Origin of the sequence: Pedobacter sp. Leaf194 (genome assembly GCF_001423945.1) — a bacterium.
In the GTDB taxonomy this organism is placed as follows: domain Bacteria; phylum Bacteroidota; class Bacteroidia; order Sphingobacteriales; family Sphingobacteriaceae; genus Pedobacter.
This window is the reverse complement of the sequence record NZ_LMPU01000001.1, coordinates 1,147,754-1,166,846: the sequence shown is the minus strand read 5'-3', so window position 1 is coordinate 1,166,846 and position 19,093 is coordinate 1,147,754. Positions and strand designations below refer to the sequence as shown.

The 19,093-nt window shown below is 38.1% G+C and carries 13 protein-coding genes; 9 read left to right on the top strand and 4 right to left on the bottom strand.

Annotated features, from left to right (window positions below; all coding sequences use genetic code 11):
- Positions 1-62 precede the first annotated feature (62 nt).
- The 3 genes from ASG14_RS05205 (at position 63) to ASG14_RS05190 (ending at position 4,901) form a co-directional block, all read left to right on the top strand.
- Positions 63-1,058: a bifunctional riboflavin kinase/FAD synthetase gene (locus ASG14_RS05205; RefSeq protein ID WP_056869935.1), complete on the top strand. Its 996-nt coding sequence runs from the start codon at positions 63-65 to the stop codon at positions 1,056-1,058.
- A 514-nt stretch (positions 1,059-1,572) separates the two neighbouring features.
- Entirely contained in the window at positions 1,573-3,786 is a 2,214-nt protein-coding gene (locus tag ASG14_RS05195) for a cation:proton antiporter (RefSeq protein ID WP_056869933.1), read from the top strand.
- 71 nt (positions 3,787-3,857) lie between these two features.
- Positions 3,858-4,901 (top strand): DUF2157 domain-containing protein, encoded by a 1,044-nt coding sequence (locus ASG14_RS05190; RefSeq protein WP_056869932.1) that lies wholly within the window; start codon positions 3,858-3,860, stop codon positions 4,899-4,901.
- Between the two features lie 65 nt (positions 4,902-4,966).
- Here the strand turns inward: ASG14_RS05190 and ASG14_RS05185 are convergent, their stop codons facing one another.
- Positions 4,967-5,620: a LysE family transporter gene (locus ASG14_RS05185; protein WP_056869931.1), complete on the bottom strand. Its 654-nt coding sequence runs from the start codon at positions 5,618-5,620 to the stop codon at positions 4,967-4,969.
- Positions 5,621-5,628: 8 nt separating this feature from the next.
- The gene (gene uvrA, locus ASG14_RS05180) at positions 5,629-8,442 is read right to left on the bottom strand and encodes an excinuclease ABC subunit UvrA (protein ID WP_056869930.1); all 2,814 of its coding nucleotides are present in this window, start codon (positions 8,440-8,442) and stop codon (positions 5,629-5,631) included.
- Between the two features lie 262 nt (positions 8,443-8,704).
- On the opposite strand from uvrA, the gene ASG14_RS05175 reads away from it, so the two are divergent.
- From ASG14_RS05175 to recA, 5 genes are all read left to right on the top strand, one after another.
- Positions 8,705-9,289, top strand: coding sequence for an RNA polymerase sigma factor (locus ASG14_RS05175; RefSeq protein ID WP_056869929.1), 585 nt, complete (start codon positions 8,705-8,707; stop codon positions 9,287-9,289).
- A gap of 87 nt (positions 9,290-9,376) precedes the next feature.
- Positions 9,377-9,571, top strand: a complete 195-nt coding sequence (locus tag ASG14_RS05170; RefSeq protein WP_056869928.1) for a hypothetical protein — start codon at positions 9,377-9,379, stop codon at positions 9,569-9,571.
- 132 nt (positions 9,572-9,703) lie between these two features.
- Entirely contained in the window at positions 9,704-10,888 is a 1,185-nt protein-coding gene (locus ASG14_RS05165; RefSeq protein WP_056869927.1) for an MFS transporter, read from the top strand.
- Between the two features lie 392 nt (positions 10,889-11,280).
- Entirely contained in the window at positions 11,281-11,946 is a 666-nt protein-coding gene (gene nth, locus ASG14_RS05160; RefSeq protein ID WP_056869926.1) for an endonuclease III, read from the top strand.
- A gap of 136 nt (positions 11,947-12,082) precedes the next feature.
- A complete protein-coding gene (recA, locus tag ASG14_RS05155; protein ID WP_056869925.1) occupies positions 12,083-13,096 on the top strand; it encodes a recombinase RecA in 1,014 nt (337 codons plus the stop codon).
- 68 nt (positions 13,097-13,164) lie between these two features.
- Here the strand turns inward: recA and ASG14_RS05150 are convergent, their stop codons facing one another.
- A complete protein-coding gene (locus ASG14_RS05150) occupies positions 13,165-13,368 on the bottom strand; it encodes a hypothetical protein (RefSeq protein ID WP_056869924.1) in 204 nt (67 codons plus the stop codon).
- A gap of 131 nt (positions 13,369-13,499) precedes the next feature.
- Positions 13,500-14,501, bottom strand: a complete 1,002-nt coding sequence (gene tsaD, locus ASG14_RS05145; protein WP_056869923.1) for a tRNA (adenosine(37)-N6)-threonylcarbamoyltransferase complex transferase subunit TsaD — start codon at positions 14,499-14,501, stop codon at positions 13,500-13,502.
- 200 nt (positions 14,502-14,701) lie between these two features.
- On the opposite strand from tsaD, the gene ASG14_RS05140 reads away from it, so the two are divergent.
- A complete protein-coding gene (locus ASG14_RS05140; RefSeq protein ID WP_235528523.1) occupies positions 14,702-19,006 on the top strand; it encodes a translocation/assembly module TamB domain-containing protein in 4,305 nt (1,434 codons plus the stop codon).
- Positions 19,007-19,093: the final 87 nt, after the last annotated feature.

Genomic DNA, 19,093 nt, shown 5'->3' with positions numbered 1-19,093 from the left:
AAAAACCGGGGGATATCGCTTCCATCCCTAACGCAAAACCAAAAACCATAAAAAATCTACAATTGAAAATTTATAATAACCTTGCCGATTTCAATAAATTAGACAACGCCATCGTTACCATTGGTACATTTGATGGTGTACATTTTGGTCATCAAAAAATAGTAAAACAACTTGTAGAAAAAGCCAAAGCTGAAAAAGGCGAAAGTGTAATTTTAACATTCTTCCCTCACCCGAGGATGATTATCGACCCAGAAAATCAGGAATTGAAGATGATTAACACGATGGATGAAAAAGCGGAGATTTTGAAACAACTCGGGGTAGACCACCTTATCATCACCCCTTTTACCAGAGATTTTTCGAATCAGCTCCCTGAAGATTACATCAGGAATACGCTGGTAAATAATATTGGCACTAAACACATCATTATCGGTTACGACCATCGCTTTGGTAAGGACCGCAGGGGCAACCTGGCAGATTTAAAAGCAGCAGGAATTCGTTTTGGATTTACAGTTGAAGAAATTATGGAGCAAGATATCCACGATGTAGCGGTAAGTTCAACCAAAATTCGCCAGGCACTTTTAGCCGGAGATGTTGCCTTGGCAGCTGATTATTTAGGTTATCCGTTTTCTATTTTCGGAAGGGTAATTAAAGGAGACAAAATTGGCCGTACAATTGGTTTTCCTACGGCAAATATTTTTGTGGAAGAAACCTATAAGCTCATTCCCGGCGATGGAATTTATGCTGTTACGGTGGAAATGCATACAAATCCTGAAATTCAGAATTTGGACAAAAACACAGAAGCGTTAACTGTAAATGACCAGCCGTTAACCTACAAAGGCATGGCTTACATCGGCCAGCGGCCAACCATTAACGGCATGACAAGAAATATCGAAGTTAATATCTTCGATTTCGACCAGGAAATATATGGTCAGGATATAAAAATGAATTTCTTAAAATTTTTGCGCCATGATGTAAAATTTACCGGTTTAGACGCCTTAACCATCCAACTTCAAAAAGATAAGGAGGCTACGCTGGCATACTTCGAAACGATAAACTAAGGCGCCGAATTCATATTTTCCTTTCAAAAAGGGCCATTTTTTGCTACATTAGCAGCAATGAGGGTTTTTTACATCATTATTTTTCTGCTGTTTTCTATTAATTGTGCAAGCTACGCTTCGCAGTTTAAAAAGAATAATGCCGTTAACAGCGCTTCAAAAGTTGTTTCATTTTCTCCAAAGCGACCGGTAAAAATTAATCCGGGTTTTTGTAGCGAAAATGAACATTTGCAGAAAGATTTTATCAGCAATAGCGCCTTAAAGCTTGCGCAATCCCCTTTCATACTCTTCTCATTTTTCTTATTTCTTTTTTTAAAGAACAAAAATATCAATGCAAAAGTTATCATTAAACGGTTAGGCTTTAAATATTGGTGTTTATTCAAAATGCTCTATCCGAAACACGTTTTCTGGTAGTTATAATCTGCAATAACAGCGCAATGATGCCGCTCCTGCATTAACTTACGCTTGGCAGAAGCCAGGCTTTTGTATATTTTACCATTTTTCCGAATTTTTATAGATGCATTTACCAGATTTAATTGCCGATTTAGGTTTAATTCTTGCAGCAGCAGGAATAACCACGCTTATCTTCAAAAAAATTAAACAGCCATTAGTTTTAGGTTATATATTAGCAGGCCTTTTGGTCGGCTCCCACCTTAGTTTTTTTCCATCAGTGACCGATACCAAAAGCATCAATATTTGGGGTGAAATCGGCGTTATATTCCTTTTGTTTAGTCTGGGCTTAGAATTTAGTTTTAAAAAACTTGTTAAAGTAGGTGGGTCCGCATCCATAACAGCAATTGTAAAAGTGCTCTTTATTATTCTGGCCGGTTATCTGGTTGCGAAGGCAATGGGCTGGTCAAACATGGATAGTTTATTCCTCGGTGGGATTTTATCCATCTCATCAACAATGATTACCATAAAGGCCTTTGAAGAACTTGGCTTAAAGCATAAAAAATTTGCCGGGTTAGTTTTCGGCGTTTTAATTGTTGAGGATTTGGTTGCCATTTTGTTACTGGTACTTTTTTCAACTTTAGCCGTTAGCCAGCAATCGGCAGGTACGGAAATGTTATTTTCAATCTTAAAACTTGCATTTTTCCTCGTGCTCTGGTTTCTCGGGGGCATATTTTTAGTGCCATCCTTCTTAAAAGCCACAAAAAAATTGATGAATGATGAAACGATGCTTGTTGTTTCATTGGCGCTTTGCCTGGTAATGGTTTTACTGGCAGATAAGGTTGGCTTTTCGCCCGCACTCGGTGCATTTATTATGGGTTCAATTTTGGCAGAAACCACGCAGGCAGAACGAATCGAACACCTCACAAAGTCGGTAAAAGATCTGTTCGCAGCAGTGTTTTTCGTATCAGTTGGTATGTTAATAGACCCAGCCATGTTGGTTAAATATTCCGTTCCAATTATTGTTGCCACGGCAGTAATTATTCTCGGCAAAATACTGTTCACCATTCTCGGGGCATTGCTTTCTGGTCAGCCTCTTAAAACATCGGTACAATCCGGAATGAGTTTAGCTCAAATTGGAGAATTCTCTTTTATCATTGCATCGCTTGGCTTGACCTTAAAAGTTACAAGCGATTTTCTGTACCCAATAGCCGTTGCTGCAGCTGCCATTACTACTTTTACAACACCTTATCTGATAAAGCTTTCTGAGCCATTTTATCAGTTTTTGAAAAGAAATTTACCACAAAAATGGCTCGACGGAATTGAGAGATACAGTTCGAGCACGGAAGGAATTACGACCCTTAGCGATTGGAAAATACTTTTACGCTCGTATATTTTCAATACTATTATTCATTCGGTCATAATTATTGCCATTATTTTCCTGGCTTATCGGTATGTGCAACCATTTATCGTTAAAAATATTGCCAACAGCTTAACATCAATTATTATAAGTGTTGTGGTTTCTTTTGTGTTAATGTCGCCATTTTTATGGGCGTTATCCATCCGCAGAATTCAAAAAACCGCATATTCGCACCTCTGGTTAAACAAAAAATATACCCGCGGACCATTAATTGCCATCGAAGCCTTCAGGATTGCTTTGGGCATTTTCTTCGTCGGATTTTTAATGTACGAGTTTTTCGATACCTGGATTGCTGCCGGAATTGCTCTGGCAATGATTGTTTTGGGTATGGTAATTTTCTCAAGAAAACTGCAGTCGTTTTACGACAAACTCGAAAAACGCTTTATGCTGAATTTAAATGCACGGGAAAATCAAAAACCAGCAATTTTGCCTTGGGATACCCACCTTGCCGAATTAACGGTGTCGCCCGAATCGGAAGTGGTTGGCAAAACATTGGCCAGTTTAATGATTAGGGAGAAGTACGGAGTTAATATTGCCATGATTGAGCGGGGCAGAAACAACATTCCAACACCCGGCCGGGATGAGCTACTCTACCCTAATGATAAGTTGTTATTAATCGGGGCTGACGACCAGCTCGCTGCAGTCAAAGCTATTTTAGAAGTAGATATTCCGGAAACAGAACAGGAAAAAAGCTTCCCCGATAAAGAAATGACCCTGCAAAAAGTTGTTGTAAATGCCGATTCTCCGGTATATGGTTTAAGCATTAGGAATGCTGGAATACGGGAAAAAGCGCAGGCTTTAATTGTTGGCATTGAACGTGGCGCCGACAGGATTTTAAATCCGTCATCCGATTTCATTTTCGATAATGGCGATGTAATCTGGATTGTAGGTAACAATAAAAAAATTAGAGAAGTTATATAGTTGATAATGTGCCTTGAAACCAACACTTTTATCTTTACACTAATTTTATATCTTCGTATACAAACCTGGCTATGAAAGTTGATAGAGAAAAAAGCGAGTTTCTGGATGATATGATTGAGCACTGGAGAGCTGACGGTCTGATTGACGAAGAAACCGAAAAAAAACTGCGCAAAAGTTACGAGGCTAAAAATTTTGATTGGCTCCGCCTCGCACAATATGCATTTTGGGTTGCCCTGGCTTGTGGTTTTATTGCGCTTGGTTCTCTACTAATTGATAATTCTGTTCTAAATTACCTGAAAAGGGTTTATGATACCCCGAATATTGTTATTGCAATCGTTTCTGCCGGCCTTGCCGCCTGGCTCTATATTTTAGGTTTTCGAAGAAAGAAAAGCTTATCGCATTTAAAATTCAGTAACGAAGCAATTGTTTTTTCTGCCATTTTGCTAACAGCCAACGCAATCGCTTATTTCGGAAAGGCGATAGATAACGGCTCTGGTAACTTCTCCATTCTAATTTTGATTTCTGTGTTTATTTATGGGGTGTTAGGCTACATTTTCAACTCAAGGTTAATCTGGATTTTCGCCTTAATATCCTTGGGCGCCTGGTTTGGGACAGAAACCGGCTATTTAAGTAGATGGAACTATTATTTCCTTGGGATGAACTACCCATTGCGTTTCGTTTTATTTGGCGCAATCTTAACTGCCGCGTCTTTTATAATGAAAGTAAAACCAAAATTGGCGCATTTTTTTCAGGTTACCTACATCGCCGGAATGGTTTATCTCTTTGTTGCTTTATGGGCTTTATCCGTATTCGGAAATTTCGCCAGCCTCGAAGAGTGGTACAGCGTAAGGCAATTGAGTCTTTTCTACTGGGCCTTAACATCGGCGGCCGTTTGCGTTGCCAGCACTTTATTTGGGCTGAAATACCATGATGATGTTGCAAGGGAATTTGGCATTACGTTTTTATTCTTAAACCTTTACACACGGTATTTTGAATACTTCTGGGATAGCTGGCATAAAGCCCTGTTTTTCGCTGTTTTAGCAGCATCATTCTGGCTAATTGGCAGGAAGGCCGAGAAGATTTGGAATGTAGAATTTTTGACAAAAATCCGGTAACTTTGCTAATCTGATATTCCTTAAAAACTATTCTATAACAAATTGAGCCGGCTTTAAATTATGCGCTAAAATATAATAAACAATTGCTTTCCAATTAGATAAAGCGCCAATACGTACAGAAATATCGCTATAGATTTATTAATGATTAAGCTACTCAGCGCAAACTTCTCCTGAATAAAAGTTGCAAAATGCGCATAAACGTACAGCGCCAGGGCTGAGCCAAAACCAGAACCAATACTAAAAATAATTAGCGATAAATAGTCGGTTTTTATCCACTCGTGTAGAATTACATAATTTCCAAAAAACAACCAGAAAGGTATCTGAACGGGATTTAAAACACCAAGTATTAATCCATACAATACACTGCCACTGCGCTTATCTTCTTTTTTATTGCTTGTTTTGGGCGCCTTTTTACGGTTAACCCACGTTATGGTGCCCATAACAATAAACATAACAATCATAAAGCAATCCACCAGGGTACCAAGTCTTACCTCGCTTACTGCTGCGTTTGGGTTAATGTCGCTCATTGCCCAGCGGGCAAAGCGCATCATACCGAAGGTGAAGCAAATTTCGACACACGAAAAAGAAAGGATAAAATACCAAACCTGCCGCATGCCTTTATTTATGGCAAGCTGCGCTACAGTAAGGTTAATATTCCCGGGAGGAATGTAACCCATTGCATTAAGTAAAATGCCAATGAAGAACGTTATAAGTAGCATTGCCGAAATTATGGATTTAAATTCAAATGCGATGCTAAATATTTCCCGGTGTACGAACTTTTCTCATTAACCAGGTCTTCAGGTATGCCTTCGAAAACAAGCTGCCCGCCACCGTCGCCCCCTTCCGGACCGATGTCTATAACCCAATCTGCACACTTAATCATGTCCATATTGTGCTCAATAACCAGAATTGTATTTCCTTGTTCTATTAAGGTATTTAAGGCCTTAAGCAGTTTTTTAATGTCGTGAAAATGCAAACCTGTTGTCGGTTCATCAAAAATGAACAAGGTTTTGTTGGCATTGTTACCCTTAATTAGAAAAGATGCAAGTTTAATTCGCTGGGCTTCTCCGCCAGATAATGTGTTGGATGACTGCCCCAAATGAACATAGCCTAAACCTACATCAACCAATGGATTGAGCTTGTTTAAAATCTTCTGTTCATCCTTAAAAAACTCCACCGCTTCATCAATGGTCATATCCAAAATTTCGGATACATTTTTCTCCTTATAAGTAACGTCCAAAACCTGCTGTTTAAAGCGTTTGCCTCCGCAGGCTTCGCAAGGCAAATAAATATCGGCCATAAACTGCATTTCGATTTTCACTTCGCCTTCGCCCTGGCAAACATCACAACGGCCACCCTCCACATTAAAAGAAAAAGCTGCCGGTTTAAGTCCCGCCGCCTTTGCTGCTGCTAAACCAGAAAACAATGCCCTTATATCATCCCAGGCTTTAACATAAGTAACCGGGTTTGAGCGACTGGACCGCCCTATTGGGTTTTGGTCGACCATTTCAACGGCGCTTACCAAATCGCAATTACCGAAAATACCATCGTAAGTTCCGGTTTGTTCACCTGCATAATTGCCTATTGCCTTTTGCAGCGCCGGATACAAAATCTTTTTAACGAGACTGGTTTTTCCAGAACCCGAAACGCCACTTACGGCAGTAAAAACCCCTAAAGGAAACTTAACATCAATGTTCTGAAGGTTATTTTCCCTTGCCCCTTTAATCAAAATATGGTCTTTCCATTTACGACGTTTTTCAGGAATGGCAATTTTTTCCTCGCCAGATAAATACCTTCCCGTTAAACTTTTTTTATCTTTTAGAATTTCTTCGTAATTGCCACTAAAAACCAGGTGACCACCATGGGTACCTGCCTCCGGACCAATATCTATAATGTAATCGGCAGCACGCATCATTTCTTCTTCATGCTCCACAACCAACACGGTATTGCCAACATTCCTGAGAGAGATAAGCACCTCAATAAGCTTATTGGTGTCGCGGGGATGCAAGCCAATACTCGGTTCATCCAGTACGTAAATAGAACCCACTAAGCTACTGCCTAGCGAAGTAGCCAGATTTATTCGTTGCGATTCGCCGCCTGATAAGGTATTTGATAAACGATTTAAGGTTAAATAACCTAAGCCAACATTGTTTAAATAAAGAAAACGATTATCGATTTCCGCAAGCAGGCGTTTGGCAATTTTAGCATCATTTGCATTAAGCTTTAAGTCATTAAAAAAAACTAAAGCTTTAGATAGAGGCATTAAAACTACGTCGATAATGGATTTATCTGCGATTTTTACATAAGAAGCATCTTTACGCAAACGAGAACCCTTACAATCAGGGCAGGTTGTTTTACCGCGATAGCGGGATAACATTACCCGGTACTGAATTTTATAGGTTTGCTCTTCCAACTCTTTGAAAAAAGCATCCAATCCGGCGAAATATTTGTTACCTGTCCAAAGCAGGCGTTGCTCTTTTTCTGTTAACGCACTGTAAGACCGGTGGATCGGAAAATCAAATTTTGGCGCAACTTTTATAAAGTTTTGCAACCAAACGCTCATTTTTTCACCACGCCATGGCGCTATTGCATTATCATAAACACTCTTGCTTTTATCAGGAACAACTAAATCTTCGTCAATTCCAATTACATTGCCATATCCTTCACAACGTTTACAGGCGCCGTAAGGATTATTGAAAGAGAAGAAATTTGGGGTTGGCTCCTCGAAACGCATGCCATCAAGTTCAAACCTGTCGCTAAAATGTTTGGTTTTACCTTCGGCTTCCACATAACAATCGCCCTTACCCTCAAAAAATGCGGTTTGCACAGAATCTGCAAGGCGGCTCAAAGTCTCTTCATCGGTACTGCTTACAATTCTGTCTATAAGAATCTGCACCGTTTCATCATTTGTTAGTTCAGCATCTTTAAAGTCAGCATCATCCAGCACGGATTCAATTTTTAAAATTTTGCCATCCATTAATACCCGTAAAAAGCCTTTTTGTAAAAGGATAGCAAGTTCTTCTTTAATTGTTCTGTTATTGTGTGGGTAAAGCGGGCAAAAAATAGTAACCGTGGTATCTGCCGGCAAGGCGCCAACAAAATCAACAACCGTACTAACCGAATCTTTTTTTACTTCTTTTCCTGATACAGGAGAGATTGTTTTGCCAATTCTGGAAAAAAGCAGCTTTAAATAATCATAAATCTCTGTTGATGTACCTACGGTAGACCTGGGGTTTGAGGTAATTACTTTTTGCTCGATTGCGATTGCCGGCGCTATACCTTTAATGTAGTCCACATCAGGCTTATTCATTCTACCCATAAACTGACGGGCATAACTAGAAAGACTCTCTACATAACGTCGCTGTCCTTCAGCATATAAAGTATCGAAAGCAAGCGAAGATTTTCCCGAACCCGACATACCTGTTACAACAACTAATTTATTTTTCGGAATTGCAACATCTATATTTTTAAGGTTGTGCACACGGGCACCTTTTATAATAATATTTTTATGCGGATCTTTTTCGGCTTCTTTTTTGCTCATGAAATATAACAGATATGGAATATAACCTTTTTAGGATAATTAGTGTTTTATAAATAATATACAAAAATAGCGTACTGAGGTGGTTAATTTATTTTTTAACATTTTATTTTTTGCTTTTTGATAAAAAAAACACTTTCTTTGAATATTAACAACCTCAAAACCAAACTAACACATTCAAAAAACATAGGAGAGCAGCTATAGAAATTAAACTTCTACAAATTAATTTTTAGCAAATAGTACGGGATTTAGTGTAGGTAAACCTATGAATTTACAATCATATAATGATCAGGACCTGGTAAAGTTATACGTTGCCGGGAACGAGAATGGATTGCAGGAACTTTTACGCCGACATAAAAGCAAGATTTATACTTCTATATATTTATTGGTTAAAGACCAATACCTTGCGGAGGATATTTTTCAGGATGCATTTATAAAGGTAATTAACACCCTGCGCTCCGGGCGATACAATGAAGAAGGCAAATTTTTGCCGTGGGTAATGCGTATAGCACATAATTTAGTTATCGATTACTTCAGAAAAGAAAAAAGAACGCCAATTATTACCAGTTCTGATGGCATGGACGTTTTCAACATGCTGCACTTTTATGATGAAAGTGCAGAGGATAAAATGCTCCGCGACCAAACTCATAAAGATTTAAAAGCAATGATTCATTTACTGCCAGATGAGCAGAAAGAAGTGCTTTTAATGCGTCACTATGCAGATTTAAGCTTTAAAGAAATAGCAGATTTAACTGATGTGAGTATCAATACAGCATTAGGTAGAATGAGGTACGCATTAAGCAACCTCCGCAAGATGCTTAAAACTAAGGAAATGACTTACAAAGGGTAACTTAAATATTACACAAAATGTTTTTTCGATTGAAATAAAGCATCTCAACTATCGTTAAGTTTATAAAACAAAAACATTTAGTTGCTTATGACAAAAACCTCTACATCAAAAACAAATGTAAATTTACCTACCCAAAACATGTTTCAGTCGATAACTGATAATGATTCTGATGCGGAAATTGACTTATTTTATGATCAAATCAAAAGTAAGTTAGATGGGCTGATTAAAAATCCTTCGGATGATTCAATCAACAGGATATTAGCCTACAGCAAAAAGAAGTAAATTTTACAAGAGCCAAAAGCTGCCCCAAGAATTGAGGCAGCTTTTTTTATGTGCTTCATTTACACAAGAATTACAAAAACATTCTTGCAAACTCATACCTTTGCTTAGTGTAATTTTAACACTAAGCACACTATGAACAAGAATTTAATTCCCTTAACACTTGGTGGCCTTGGCATCGGCATTACAGAGTTTGTGATGATGGGCTTATTGCCAGATATATCTAAAGATTTAAACGTTACCATTCCTCAGGCGGGCCATTTGATATCAGCGTACGCACTAGGCGTTGTAATCGGTGCGCCACTGTTAATTATGATTGCAGGTAAATATCCACCAAAGAAGATATTAATTGCTTTGATGGTTATGTTTACAGTATTTAATGCGTTTTCGGCCTTTGCCCCTACTTTTAACACACTTTTTATTGCGAGGTTACTTTCTGGCTTGCCACATGGTGCATTTTTCGGTGTAGGCTCGGTTGTAGCAAGCCGCATTGCACAAAAAGGAAAAGCTGCACAGGCAGTTTCATTAATGTTTATGGGTTTAACCATCGCAAACATTGTAGGCGTTCCGCTCGGAACTTTCATCGGACACAATTTTTCATGGCGAATCTCCTTCGCGGTGGTCGTTTTAGTAGGTCTTATTACTTTGTTAAGCCTCAAACTATGGTTACCTGCTTTAGAGGCGACTAAAAACAGAGACTTAAAAGCAGAATTGAGCTTCTTCAAAAAACGGGAAGCCTGGATAATTATCTTTATGATTTCAATCGGAACCGGCGGATTGTTTACCTGGTACAGCTACATTGCACCATTAATGACGGATGTTGCCGGCTTTTCGCCAAACGCCGTAACTTACATCCTTATGCTTGCAGGCTTTGGCATGATGGTAGGAAATTATATCGGTGGCTTGTTAGCCGATAAATTTTCACCCGCAAAAGCATCGGCAGCATTGCTGTTAACCATGGTTGTAACATTAACAATTGTACATTTTGTATCAGCAAATCAACCCCTGGCGTTGATAATGACATTCATTACCGGCGCTGTTTCTTTTGCCCTGGCAGCTCCTATACAAATGCTGATGATCCAGTCGGCTAAAGGCTCCGAAATGCTTGCCGCATCTGCAAGTCAGGCGAGTTTTAATATTGGCAATGCTTTGGGTGCGTTTTTTGGAGGCTTACCATTGGTTTATGGTTTCGATTACACCGCTCCAGCCTATGTTGGGGCTGCAATGGCTTTGGTTGGCGCATTTTTTGCCTTTTGGTTAATTAAAAGCAAACAAGAAATAACAGAAAAAGTTAAGGTTCCGGCGCCATCATTTCATTAATTATCATTTGCAAATGAACGGCCTTCGCCTCTAAAAAATGTTCGCCCTGCTGTTCGCTTTAGCCTCGCAGAAAAATGCTCGGGCTGCCGCTGCCATCAGGTTTAGGAACTACAGCTTCTGCAATTAATGCGAATAACATAGGATAGGTTTTCGCGTTTGGACTTTAGTTGCTGATTACAGGTTTTGCCTTATAAACCAGATTGAAGCGAAAATACTTTTTAACTTCTGGCGAAAAAAGAACCAGTTAACATTGCCAGCTAAAGTGCAGCAAAAGAGGCACAACAGAAGTTGAAAAGATTGAAGCAGAAAGCGAGACTGCCCGTTAAAAAGTACCCGTATTTTGATTTCCTAATAAAAATCATTGGTTATAAATCTGCTCGCTATATTTGCAGATGCTTAAAAAAGAACGGTATAAACTTTTCGTAAAACATTTCTCGGCAAAACAGCCCGATGCCGAAACCGAATTGCATTATAACAATCCCTACCAGCTTTTGGTTGCAGTAATATTATCGGCCCAGTGCACCGATAAACGTGTTAACATGGTTACGCCAGCGCTTTTTTTGCGGTTTCCTAATGCAAAAACCCTTGCAGAAGCTACCCCAGATATCGTTTTTGATTACATAAAAAGTATAAGCTATCCGAATAATAAGGCCAAACACTTGGTGGGCATGGCCAATATATTGGTAAACGAGTTTAACGAGGTTGTTCCTGCTGAGATTGATGATTTGCAGAAAATGCCGGGTGTGGGGCGCAAAACGGCAAATGTTATCGCATCTGTTATTTACAATGCGCCTGCAATGGCGGTAGATACGCACGTTTTTCGCGTAGCAAACCGCCTGGGGTTAACCAACGGAAAAACCCCATTGGCGGTGGAAAAAGACCTGGTAAAAAATCTTCCGCAACAAGATATACATATCGCTCACCATTGGCTTATTCTACACGGCCGGTACGTTTGCGTAGCCAGGAGCCCGAAATGTGAAGTTTGTGAAATTACCTACATGTGCAGGTATTTTGAGCGTTTGCAGGCTAGAAATGAACGTGAAAAACACCTGCCTTAAATTATTTCAAATTTACTATTGAGATTAGCTAAAAAACCATTAACTTAGCTAAATATTTTAGTATTACAAGTTATAAACATAAGCAGATAATAGCTGACAATTCGATTATATTTACGAAATCAAATCATAATAAAACATGGCAAGCGCAAATCCTGATAAATTAAAAGCCCTACAGTTAACGCTGGATAAATTAGAAAAATCTTATGGTAAAGGTACCATAATGAAACTTGGCGATACCGCTATTGAACCAATTGATTTTATATCAACAGGTTCTATCAGTTTGGATATCGCTTTAGGCATTGGTGGTATTCCAAAAGGAAGAGTAATTGAGATTTATGGTCCTGAATCTTCTGGTAAAACAACCTTGGCAACACACATAATTGCGGAAGCGCAGAAAAAAGGTGGTATTGCAGCATTTATCGATGCAGAGCATGCATTCGATCAGTTCTATGCTAAGAAACTAGGTGTTGATACGGATAATTTATTGATTTCGCAGCCAGATAACGGTGAGCAGGCGCTGGAAATTGCCGATAACCTTATCCGTTCAGGCGCTATTGATGTTATTGTGATTGACTCTGTAGCTGCATTAGTTCCTAAAAGTGAAATTGAAGGTGAAATGGGCGACAGCAAAATGGGTTTACATGCCCGTTTAATGAGTCAGGCACTACGTAAATTAACAGGTACAATTTCAAAAACAGGGTGTTGCTGTATATTTATTAACCAATTGCGTGATAAAATTGGCGTAATGTTCGGTAACCCTGAAACAACAACCGGTGGTAACGCATTGAAATTTTATGCATCTGTGCGTCTGGATATTCGTCGTATTTCTCAGATTAAAGATTCTGATGAAGTTTCTGGTAACCGAGTTAAGGTCAAAATCGTTAAAAATAAAGTTGCTCCGCCTTTCCGTATTGCAGAGTTTGATGTAATGTTTGGCGAAGGAATCTCTAAAAATGGTGAAATTGTTGATTTAGGCGTTGATTTTGGCATTATTAAGAAAGCCGGTTCTTGGTATTCTTACGGTGATACAAAATTAGGACAAGGAAGAGATGCTGTTAAGCAACTTTTGAGTGATAATCCTGAATTAGCTGAGGAACTGGAAGTTAAAATTAAAGCTGAAGTAACCGGCGATAAGCTAGAAGAAAAATAGTTTCGCAATAAAGAGAAAAACCCTCAAAATTAATCAGTTTGGGGGTTTTTCTATTATATTATAAGCTTCTAATTGCCATCCTGGCTAAAAATTGCATTAAAATCTTTAGTTACATAGACAATTACCAGTATTGCGGCAATTAATAGAGCACCCAGAATAATTACGCCCCAACTGCCCTTCAGTTTATTTTTGTCTTTTCTAATCAGATAATACAAAATCCCGATCAGCGGAATCGCACAAACTATCCAAAAAACTAATGATGCTCCTGTCATATAAAAATTAATTATCAAACTAAAATATTCAGCTCAAGGTTTCTACAATTTACCGCGAGGCAAAAATTAACTCATTACTGAATTTTTATGCCTTTGATTCCGTTGTTAAACCTTCAAACTACCTTGCGTTTTTAAAACTCCATCCTTGCCATTGGCGAAACGTTCTGTTCCACAAAATCCTGGTTTAAATATTTATGATAACCGGCAATGGCAATCATTCCGGCATTGTCGGTACAATATTGAAATGCCGGGATGTAAACATTCCAACCTAACTGAACCGCCAAATCCTGTAAAGTATTTCTCAACCCTGAGTTTGCAGAAACGCCACCAGCAATTGCAATTTCTTTTATCTCGTATTGTTTTGCAGCTTTTTTCAATTTATCCATTAAAATTTGAATAATGCTGAATTGAACCGACGCACAAATATCATTTAAATTTTCGGCAATAAAATCTGGATTCTCTTTTTCCTGCTTTCTTATAAAATATAAAATTGAGGTTTTGAAGCCACTAAAACTGAAATTCAAATCATCGATTTTTGGTTCTGCGAATTTAAAGGCTTTAGCATTACCTAGTTGCGCATGTTTATCAATAAGTGGCCCGCCCGGATAAGGCAACTGAAGAATCTTTGCAGTTTTATCAAACGCTTCACCGGCGGCATCATCCAAAGTTTCGCCAACAATTTCCATATCAAAATAGTCTTTAACAAGCACAATTTGAGTGTGGCCACCAGAAACTGTTAAACACAAAAATGGAAATTTCGGCTTCGGATCGTCAATAAAGTGTGCCAATATATGTGCATGCATATGATTGACAGAAATTAACGGTAGATTTAGGGCTAAAGCAAAAGATTTTGCGAATGATACACCCACTAAAAGTGAACCCAATAAACCTGGTCCGCGGGTAAAAGCAACAGCATTTATGTCCTGTTTTGTAACATTCGCATTTTTTAAAGCTTGGTCTACCGCAGGTACAATATTTTGCTGATGTACCCTTGAAGCTAATTCAGGGATTACGCCACCATAATTTTGATGAATTGTTTGGTTTGCAATAACATTGGCCGTAATTTTGCCGTTGTTACAAATAGCGACTGACGTATCATCGCAGGAAGACTCGATAGCAAGTATAACAGACAAATTATTTTTATTTAAGCTGCAAAATTATTAAAAAACTATTTAAAATACTCCTTTGGGTAATTGCATCAATAATTTTGCTGCTCTCGCTACTTGTTTTTTCACTGCAATTTAAGTCTGTTCAAACTTATTTTGCACAAAAAGCTGCCGCTTACCTTTCAAAGGAGCTTAATACTACCGTATCAATTAAAAGCTTGTACATTATGCCTTTCAAATCTATCGTGCTCGAAGATTTGCTCGTGCTCGATTTGCAAAAAGACACGCTTTTAAGTACACCAGCATTCATGGTTGATATCAGCCAGTTATCCATCAAAAAAAAGATTATCGATATAAACACTGTTCAAATTAACAACGGAACCTTCTTTTTAAAAGATTTCAAAGATAATTCTTCTAACCTCGATTTTATTATAAATTACTTTGATTCTGGTAAGCCAAGTGTAAAAGATCCGAATAAAAAGCCTTACAAAATTTCCTTCGGCAGAATTATCATCAATAAGCTAAACTTTAAGTATAAAAACTTCAAGGGAAAGGATTTAAGCCAGGGTAAAAGTGTAAATTTTGACAATGTTGACGTAAAAGATTTAAGCGTAATTTTAGAAGGCTTAGACACCAAAAATCACCTCTTCAAAACCAACGTAAAAAATCTCACCCTTAAAGAACGAAGTGGTTTTTATTTAAAAAACCTTACCGCCGAAACAACAGTTGATTCTAACGCGATAGAGCTCAAAAATCTTTTGCTTGTTACCAACCAGAGCCGGTTAACGAACTACTATCAGATGAAGTTTAAAACCTTCAGAGACTTTAATCATTATATAGATAACGTTCGCATGAAGGCTATATTTAAAGATAGCCACCTCACTTCCAAAGATATTGCATTCTTCGCTCCGGAAATGAACAAGATGAAGCTTGATATCGATGTAGATGGACAAATTTCTGGTTTGGTAAATAACCTTCGGGCCAAAAAACTTTCTATAAAATCGGGAAAGGCAACCTACATAAAGGGAGATTTCATCATTAAAGGTTTGCCTAAATGGGAAGAAACCTTCATGGATTTGAAAATTGAAATGGCAGGAACGAATAAAAATGACCTCGATGAAGTACTTGCCGGAATTACAGGAAAAAACAAGAAGTTGGTTCCAAAAATAGTTAGTAAGTTCGGTAACATAAACTTTAACGGAAGTTTCACAGGATTTCAAAATGACTTCATCGCCTACGGCGAGTTTAAAACGAAGCTTGGAAGAATTGTATCTGATGTGAACATGAAAATTGATAAGAACGATGTTCCTTCTTATTCTGGAAACGTAAAAACATACGATTTCAACCTGGGCAATTTAATCGATGAAAAAAGCCTTGGGAAAATAACATCATCACTATATGTTAAAGGAAGAGGTACGGAGTTAAAGCAATTAACAGAAAAGTTAAATGGAAAAGTCGATTATATAGATTTTAATAATTACCGCTACCGGAATGTTAAAATTGACGGCACATTCGATAAAAAGTATTTCGATGGTAAACTAAGTATAAACGATAAAAACATTAAGCTAAATTTTGATGGCGGCGTTAATTTGAATCCTAAACTGCCAGTGTTCAATTTTAGGGCTAGTATTTTTGGCGCAAAGCTGAAAGCCTTGCATTTGCTTAAAGATTCCTTACGTGTTGATGCTAAATTCACGACCAATTTCTCGGGTACCGACCTAAATAACATTGAAGGGAAGTTGCGAATTCAGGAGATAACCTTAAAAAATCCAAAAGGAACGTACAGCATCGATTCGGTAGAACTCACTGCAAACGGAGTTGGCGTTGGCCGGAATTTAACAATTAAATCAGACATCCTTGATGCAAGTATTAGTGGCAAGTACGATTTAAATTCCATCGGTTCCTATTACAAGGCGATTGCAAAGACTTATGTACCATCTTTTCAAACAAAGATTTACAAGTATAACGACCAAATTTTTCAGTTTAATTTAAAAGTTAAAAAATTCGAACCCTTGGCGCAACTGATTTCGCCAGGCCTGGAATTAGCAGAGGGTGCTAATTTTGTTGGAAACTTCGACTCGAGAAACAATACCGCAACGCTAAATGGTTTCATTAAGAATTTAAAATACCAGGGCATCGTTGTAAATAATATAATTGTTGATGAAAATACAACACCTCAACAGTTACAGTTAAACATCACCTCTGACAGAGTTCAGCTTAACGACAGTCTTTTTATCAAAGACGTGAACATTTCTAATATTTTAAGAAGCGATAGTTTGGCTTTTAACTTAAAAATGTCGAGCGCTTTGGAAGACAACCAGCTCGATTTAAACGGCCTGGTTGAGTTTACTAAAAACCAGGATACCGCGGCCAGATTAAGTGTTTTACCCTCAATTCTGAAAATCAATAACGAGGAATGGCGCATACAGGAAAAAGTCCGCATCATTTTAAATAATGGAAGAACAGAAATTAAAAATTTCGATTTAACCAATGGCCCGCAACAGATTACCGTTGATGGCTGGCTATCAGACGACCCAAAAGATTTACTTCAGGTTGGTTTTAAAGACTTTAACCTTCGAACCATAAACCCTTTTACAAAAGGCTTTGGCGTTAAGCTTGGTGGAAAAGTAAACGGTAAAACCGATTTATATGGCATTTTGAAAGGGCCAAGAGTTAATGACGATGTAAAAATCGATTCGCTAAACTTTAACGACATCTACATCGGAACCCTTACAGATACATCGACATTTAACAGCGCACAGAACAAAGTAAATGTTTATACCAGAATTATGGCCGACGATTCTGAAACTTTTAAACTGACCGGTAATTTAGACCTGAAAGAAAAAGACATCGATTTACAGGTGAAAATGGATGATAGCAAACTGACGATTTTTGAGCCTTTCGTAAAAACGCTGGTATCGAACCTGAAAGGTAATGTTTCATCAGATTTAACTGTGAAAGGTAAGTTAGATAATCCGAAAATTAACGGAACATTATCGCTTAACAAGGGACAACTTACCGTGAACTACCTTAAAACCACCTATGTAATTACCGATGATGTTCAGGTGAATAATAGCGTTATTAGGCTGGAAGACTTTAAACTCGCCGATTTGGAAGGGCATGAAGCCACTGCAAACGGATCGGTGGATTTAAACAATATAGACGACCCAACATTAAACGTAACAGTTAATGCGCAAAGTTTTATGGCGTTAAATACTACTGCTAAAGACAATTCTGTTTATTACGGGCGGGCTTATGGAACCGGGGTTTTTAAGTTTATCGGGCCGACCAGTAAAATGAAAATCGACATTAAAGCGAAAACAGAAAAGGGAACAGTATTTAATCTGCCACTTAATAGTTCTGAAACCGTTTCCGATAAAGATTTCATCAATTTTATAAGTAGAGATTCGGCAAAGGTTGTGAAAAAAACAACCAGTTTTGAAGGCTTAACACTAACCTTTAAGCTAACGATCGACCCAAATACTACCGCTAATATTTACACCACATTGGGTAATTTAAGTGGAAAAGGAAATGCCGAACTGAACTTAAATATCAATAGTCTGGGCGATTTTGAAATGTCTGGCGATTATATTATCGAGAGCGGAAGCTTTGATTTTACAGCTCAGGAGGTTATTAACAAGAAATTTGAAATACGCCAGGGCGGAACCATCAGGTGGACGGGCAACCCAACGGCGGCGCAGATAAATTTGAAAGCTGTATATGCTTTAAGAGCCAGTTTGAACGAGTTATTTAAAGCGGCGAACAGAGATGCCAGTGCGAACGCAAACCAACGGGTAAATACGGAGGTAGAAATGGGACTTACAGGCTTACTTTTACAGCCAGATATCAAACTCGATATTAATTTCCCTGCAAACCCGGCAATTAAAGAAGAGTTACAAACCTACTTAAGTGATCAGAATAATTTAAATCTTCAGGCATTCAGTTTAATTATCAGGAGAAGTTTTGCTCCTGGAAATGGTGGCGAATCCATCGGCAAGCAACTTGGTTCCAGTGTATCAAGCACTGCAACAGAGTTGGTTTTTAATCAGTTTAACAACGTGCTATCATCATTAAACCTGAATTTTGTTGATTTAAACGTAAAATCGCTAAGCGAAGCAAATGCATCATTCAAATTCTTTAACGATAGATTAATTGTAAATGCAGGTATTGTTGATAGAAACAGTTTAAATGACTTTACCGTAATCGATTTCTCGAAAAACAACGTTGGTAGCGAGGTAGAGGCATTATTCCTGATTAAAAAAGACGGAAGTTTAACCGGCAAGCTTGCAAACAAGCCACCAACCCAACAAAGTATCTTCTTAAATAGCGGCATTAGCGCAACAGCCAATGTAACCTCTGTTGGATTGGTTTACACCCAGCAGTTTGATACATTTAAAGAATTTCTTCAAAAAATTACAGGCAGCTACCGTAGAAACTTACGTAAGAAACAAGCCGAGCAACCGGTAAAAACAAACAAATCGATAAGCAAAGAAGCGATTATTAACGATAGAAAAAATAACCCAAAAAGATAAACAGAAAAGGGTTTTAATGTTGAGATTACAATCATAAAAAAAGCAACCTTCCGAAAGAAAGATTGCTTTTTTTATGTGGCATTGCAA

Bases quoted from the DNA above. Each gene is read 5' to 3' on its own strand.
- ASG14_RS05195 (WP_056869933.1), top strand. From the start codon at position 1,573: ATGCATTTACCAGATTTAATTGCCGATTTAGGTTTAATTCTTGCAGCA.
- ASG14_RS05190 (WP_056869932.1), top strand. From the start codon at position 3,858: ATGAAAGTTGATAGAGAAAAAAGCGAGTTTCTGGATGATATGATTGAG.
- ASG14_RS05185 (WP_056869931.1), bottom strand. From the start codon at position 5,620: ATGCTACTTATAACGTTCTTCATTGGCATTTTACTTAATGCAATGGGT.
- uvrA (WP_056869930.1), bottom strand. From the start codon at position 8,442: ATGAGCAAAAAAGAAGCCGAAAAAGATCCGCATAAAAATATTATTATA.
- ASG14_RS05175 (WP_056869929.1), top strand. From the start codon at position 8,705: ATGAATTTACAATCATATAATGATCAGGACCTGGTAAAGTTATACGTT.
- ASG14_RS05170 (WP_056869928.1), top strand. From the start codon at position 9,377: ATGACAAAAACCTCTACATCAAAAACAAATGTAAATTTACCTACCCAA.
- ASG14_RS05165 (WP_056869927.1), top strand. From the start codon at position 9,704: ATGAACAAGAATTTAATTCCCTTAACACTTGGTGGCCTTGGCATCGGC.
- nth (WP_056869926.1), top strand. From the start codon at position 11,281: ATGCTTAAAAAAGAACGGTATAAACTTTTCGTAAAACATTTCTCGGCA.
- recA (WP_056869925.1), top strand. From the start codon at position 12,083: ATGGCAAGCGCAAATCCTGATAAATTAAAAGCCCTACAGTTAACGCTG.
- ASG14_RS05150 (WP_056869924.1), bottom strand. From the start codon at position 13,368: ATGACAGGAGCATCATTAGTTTTTTGGATAGTTTGTGCGATTCCGCTG.
- ASG14_RS05140 (WP_235528523.1), top strand. From the start codon at position 14,702: ATGCCTTTCAAATCTATCGTGCTCGAAGATTTGCTCGTGCTCGATTTG.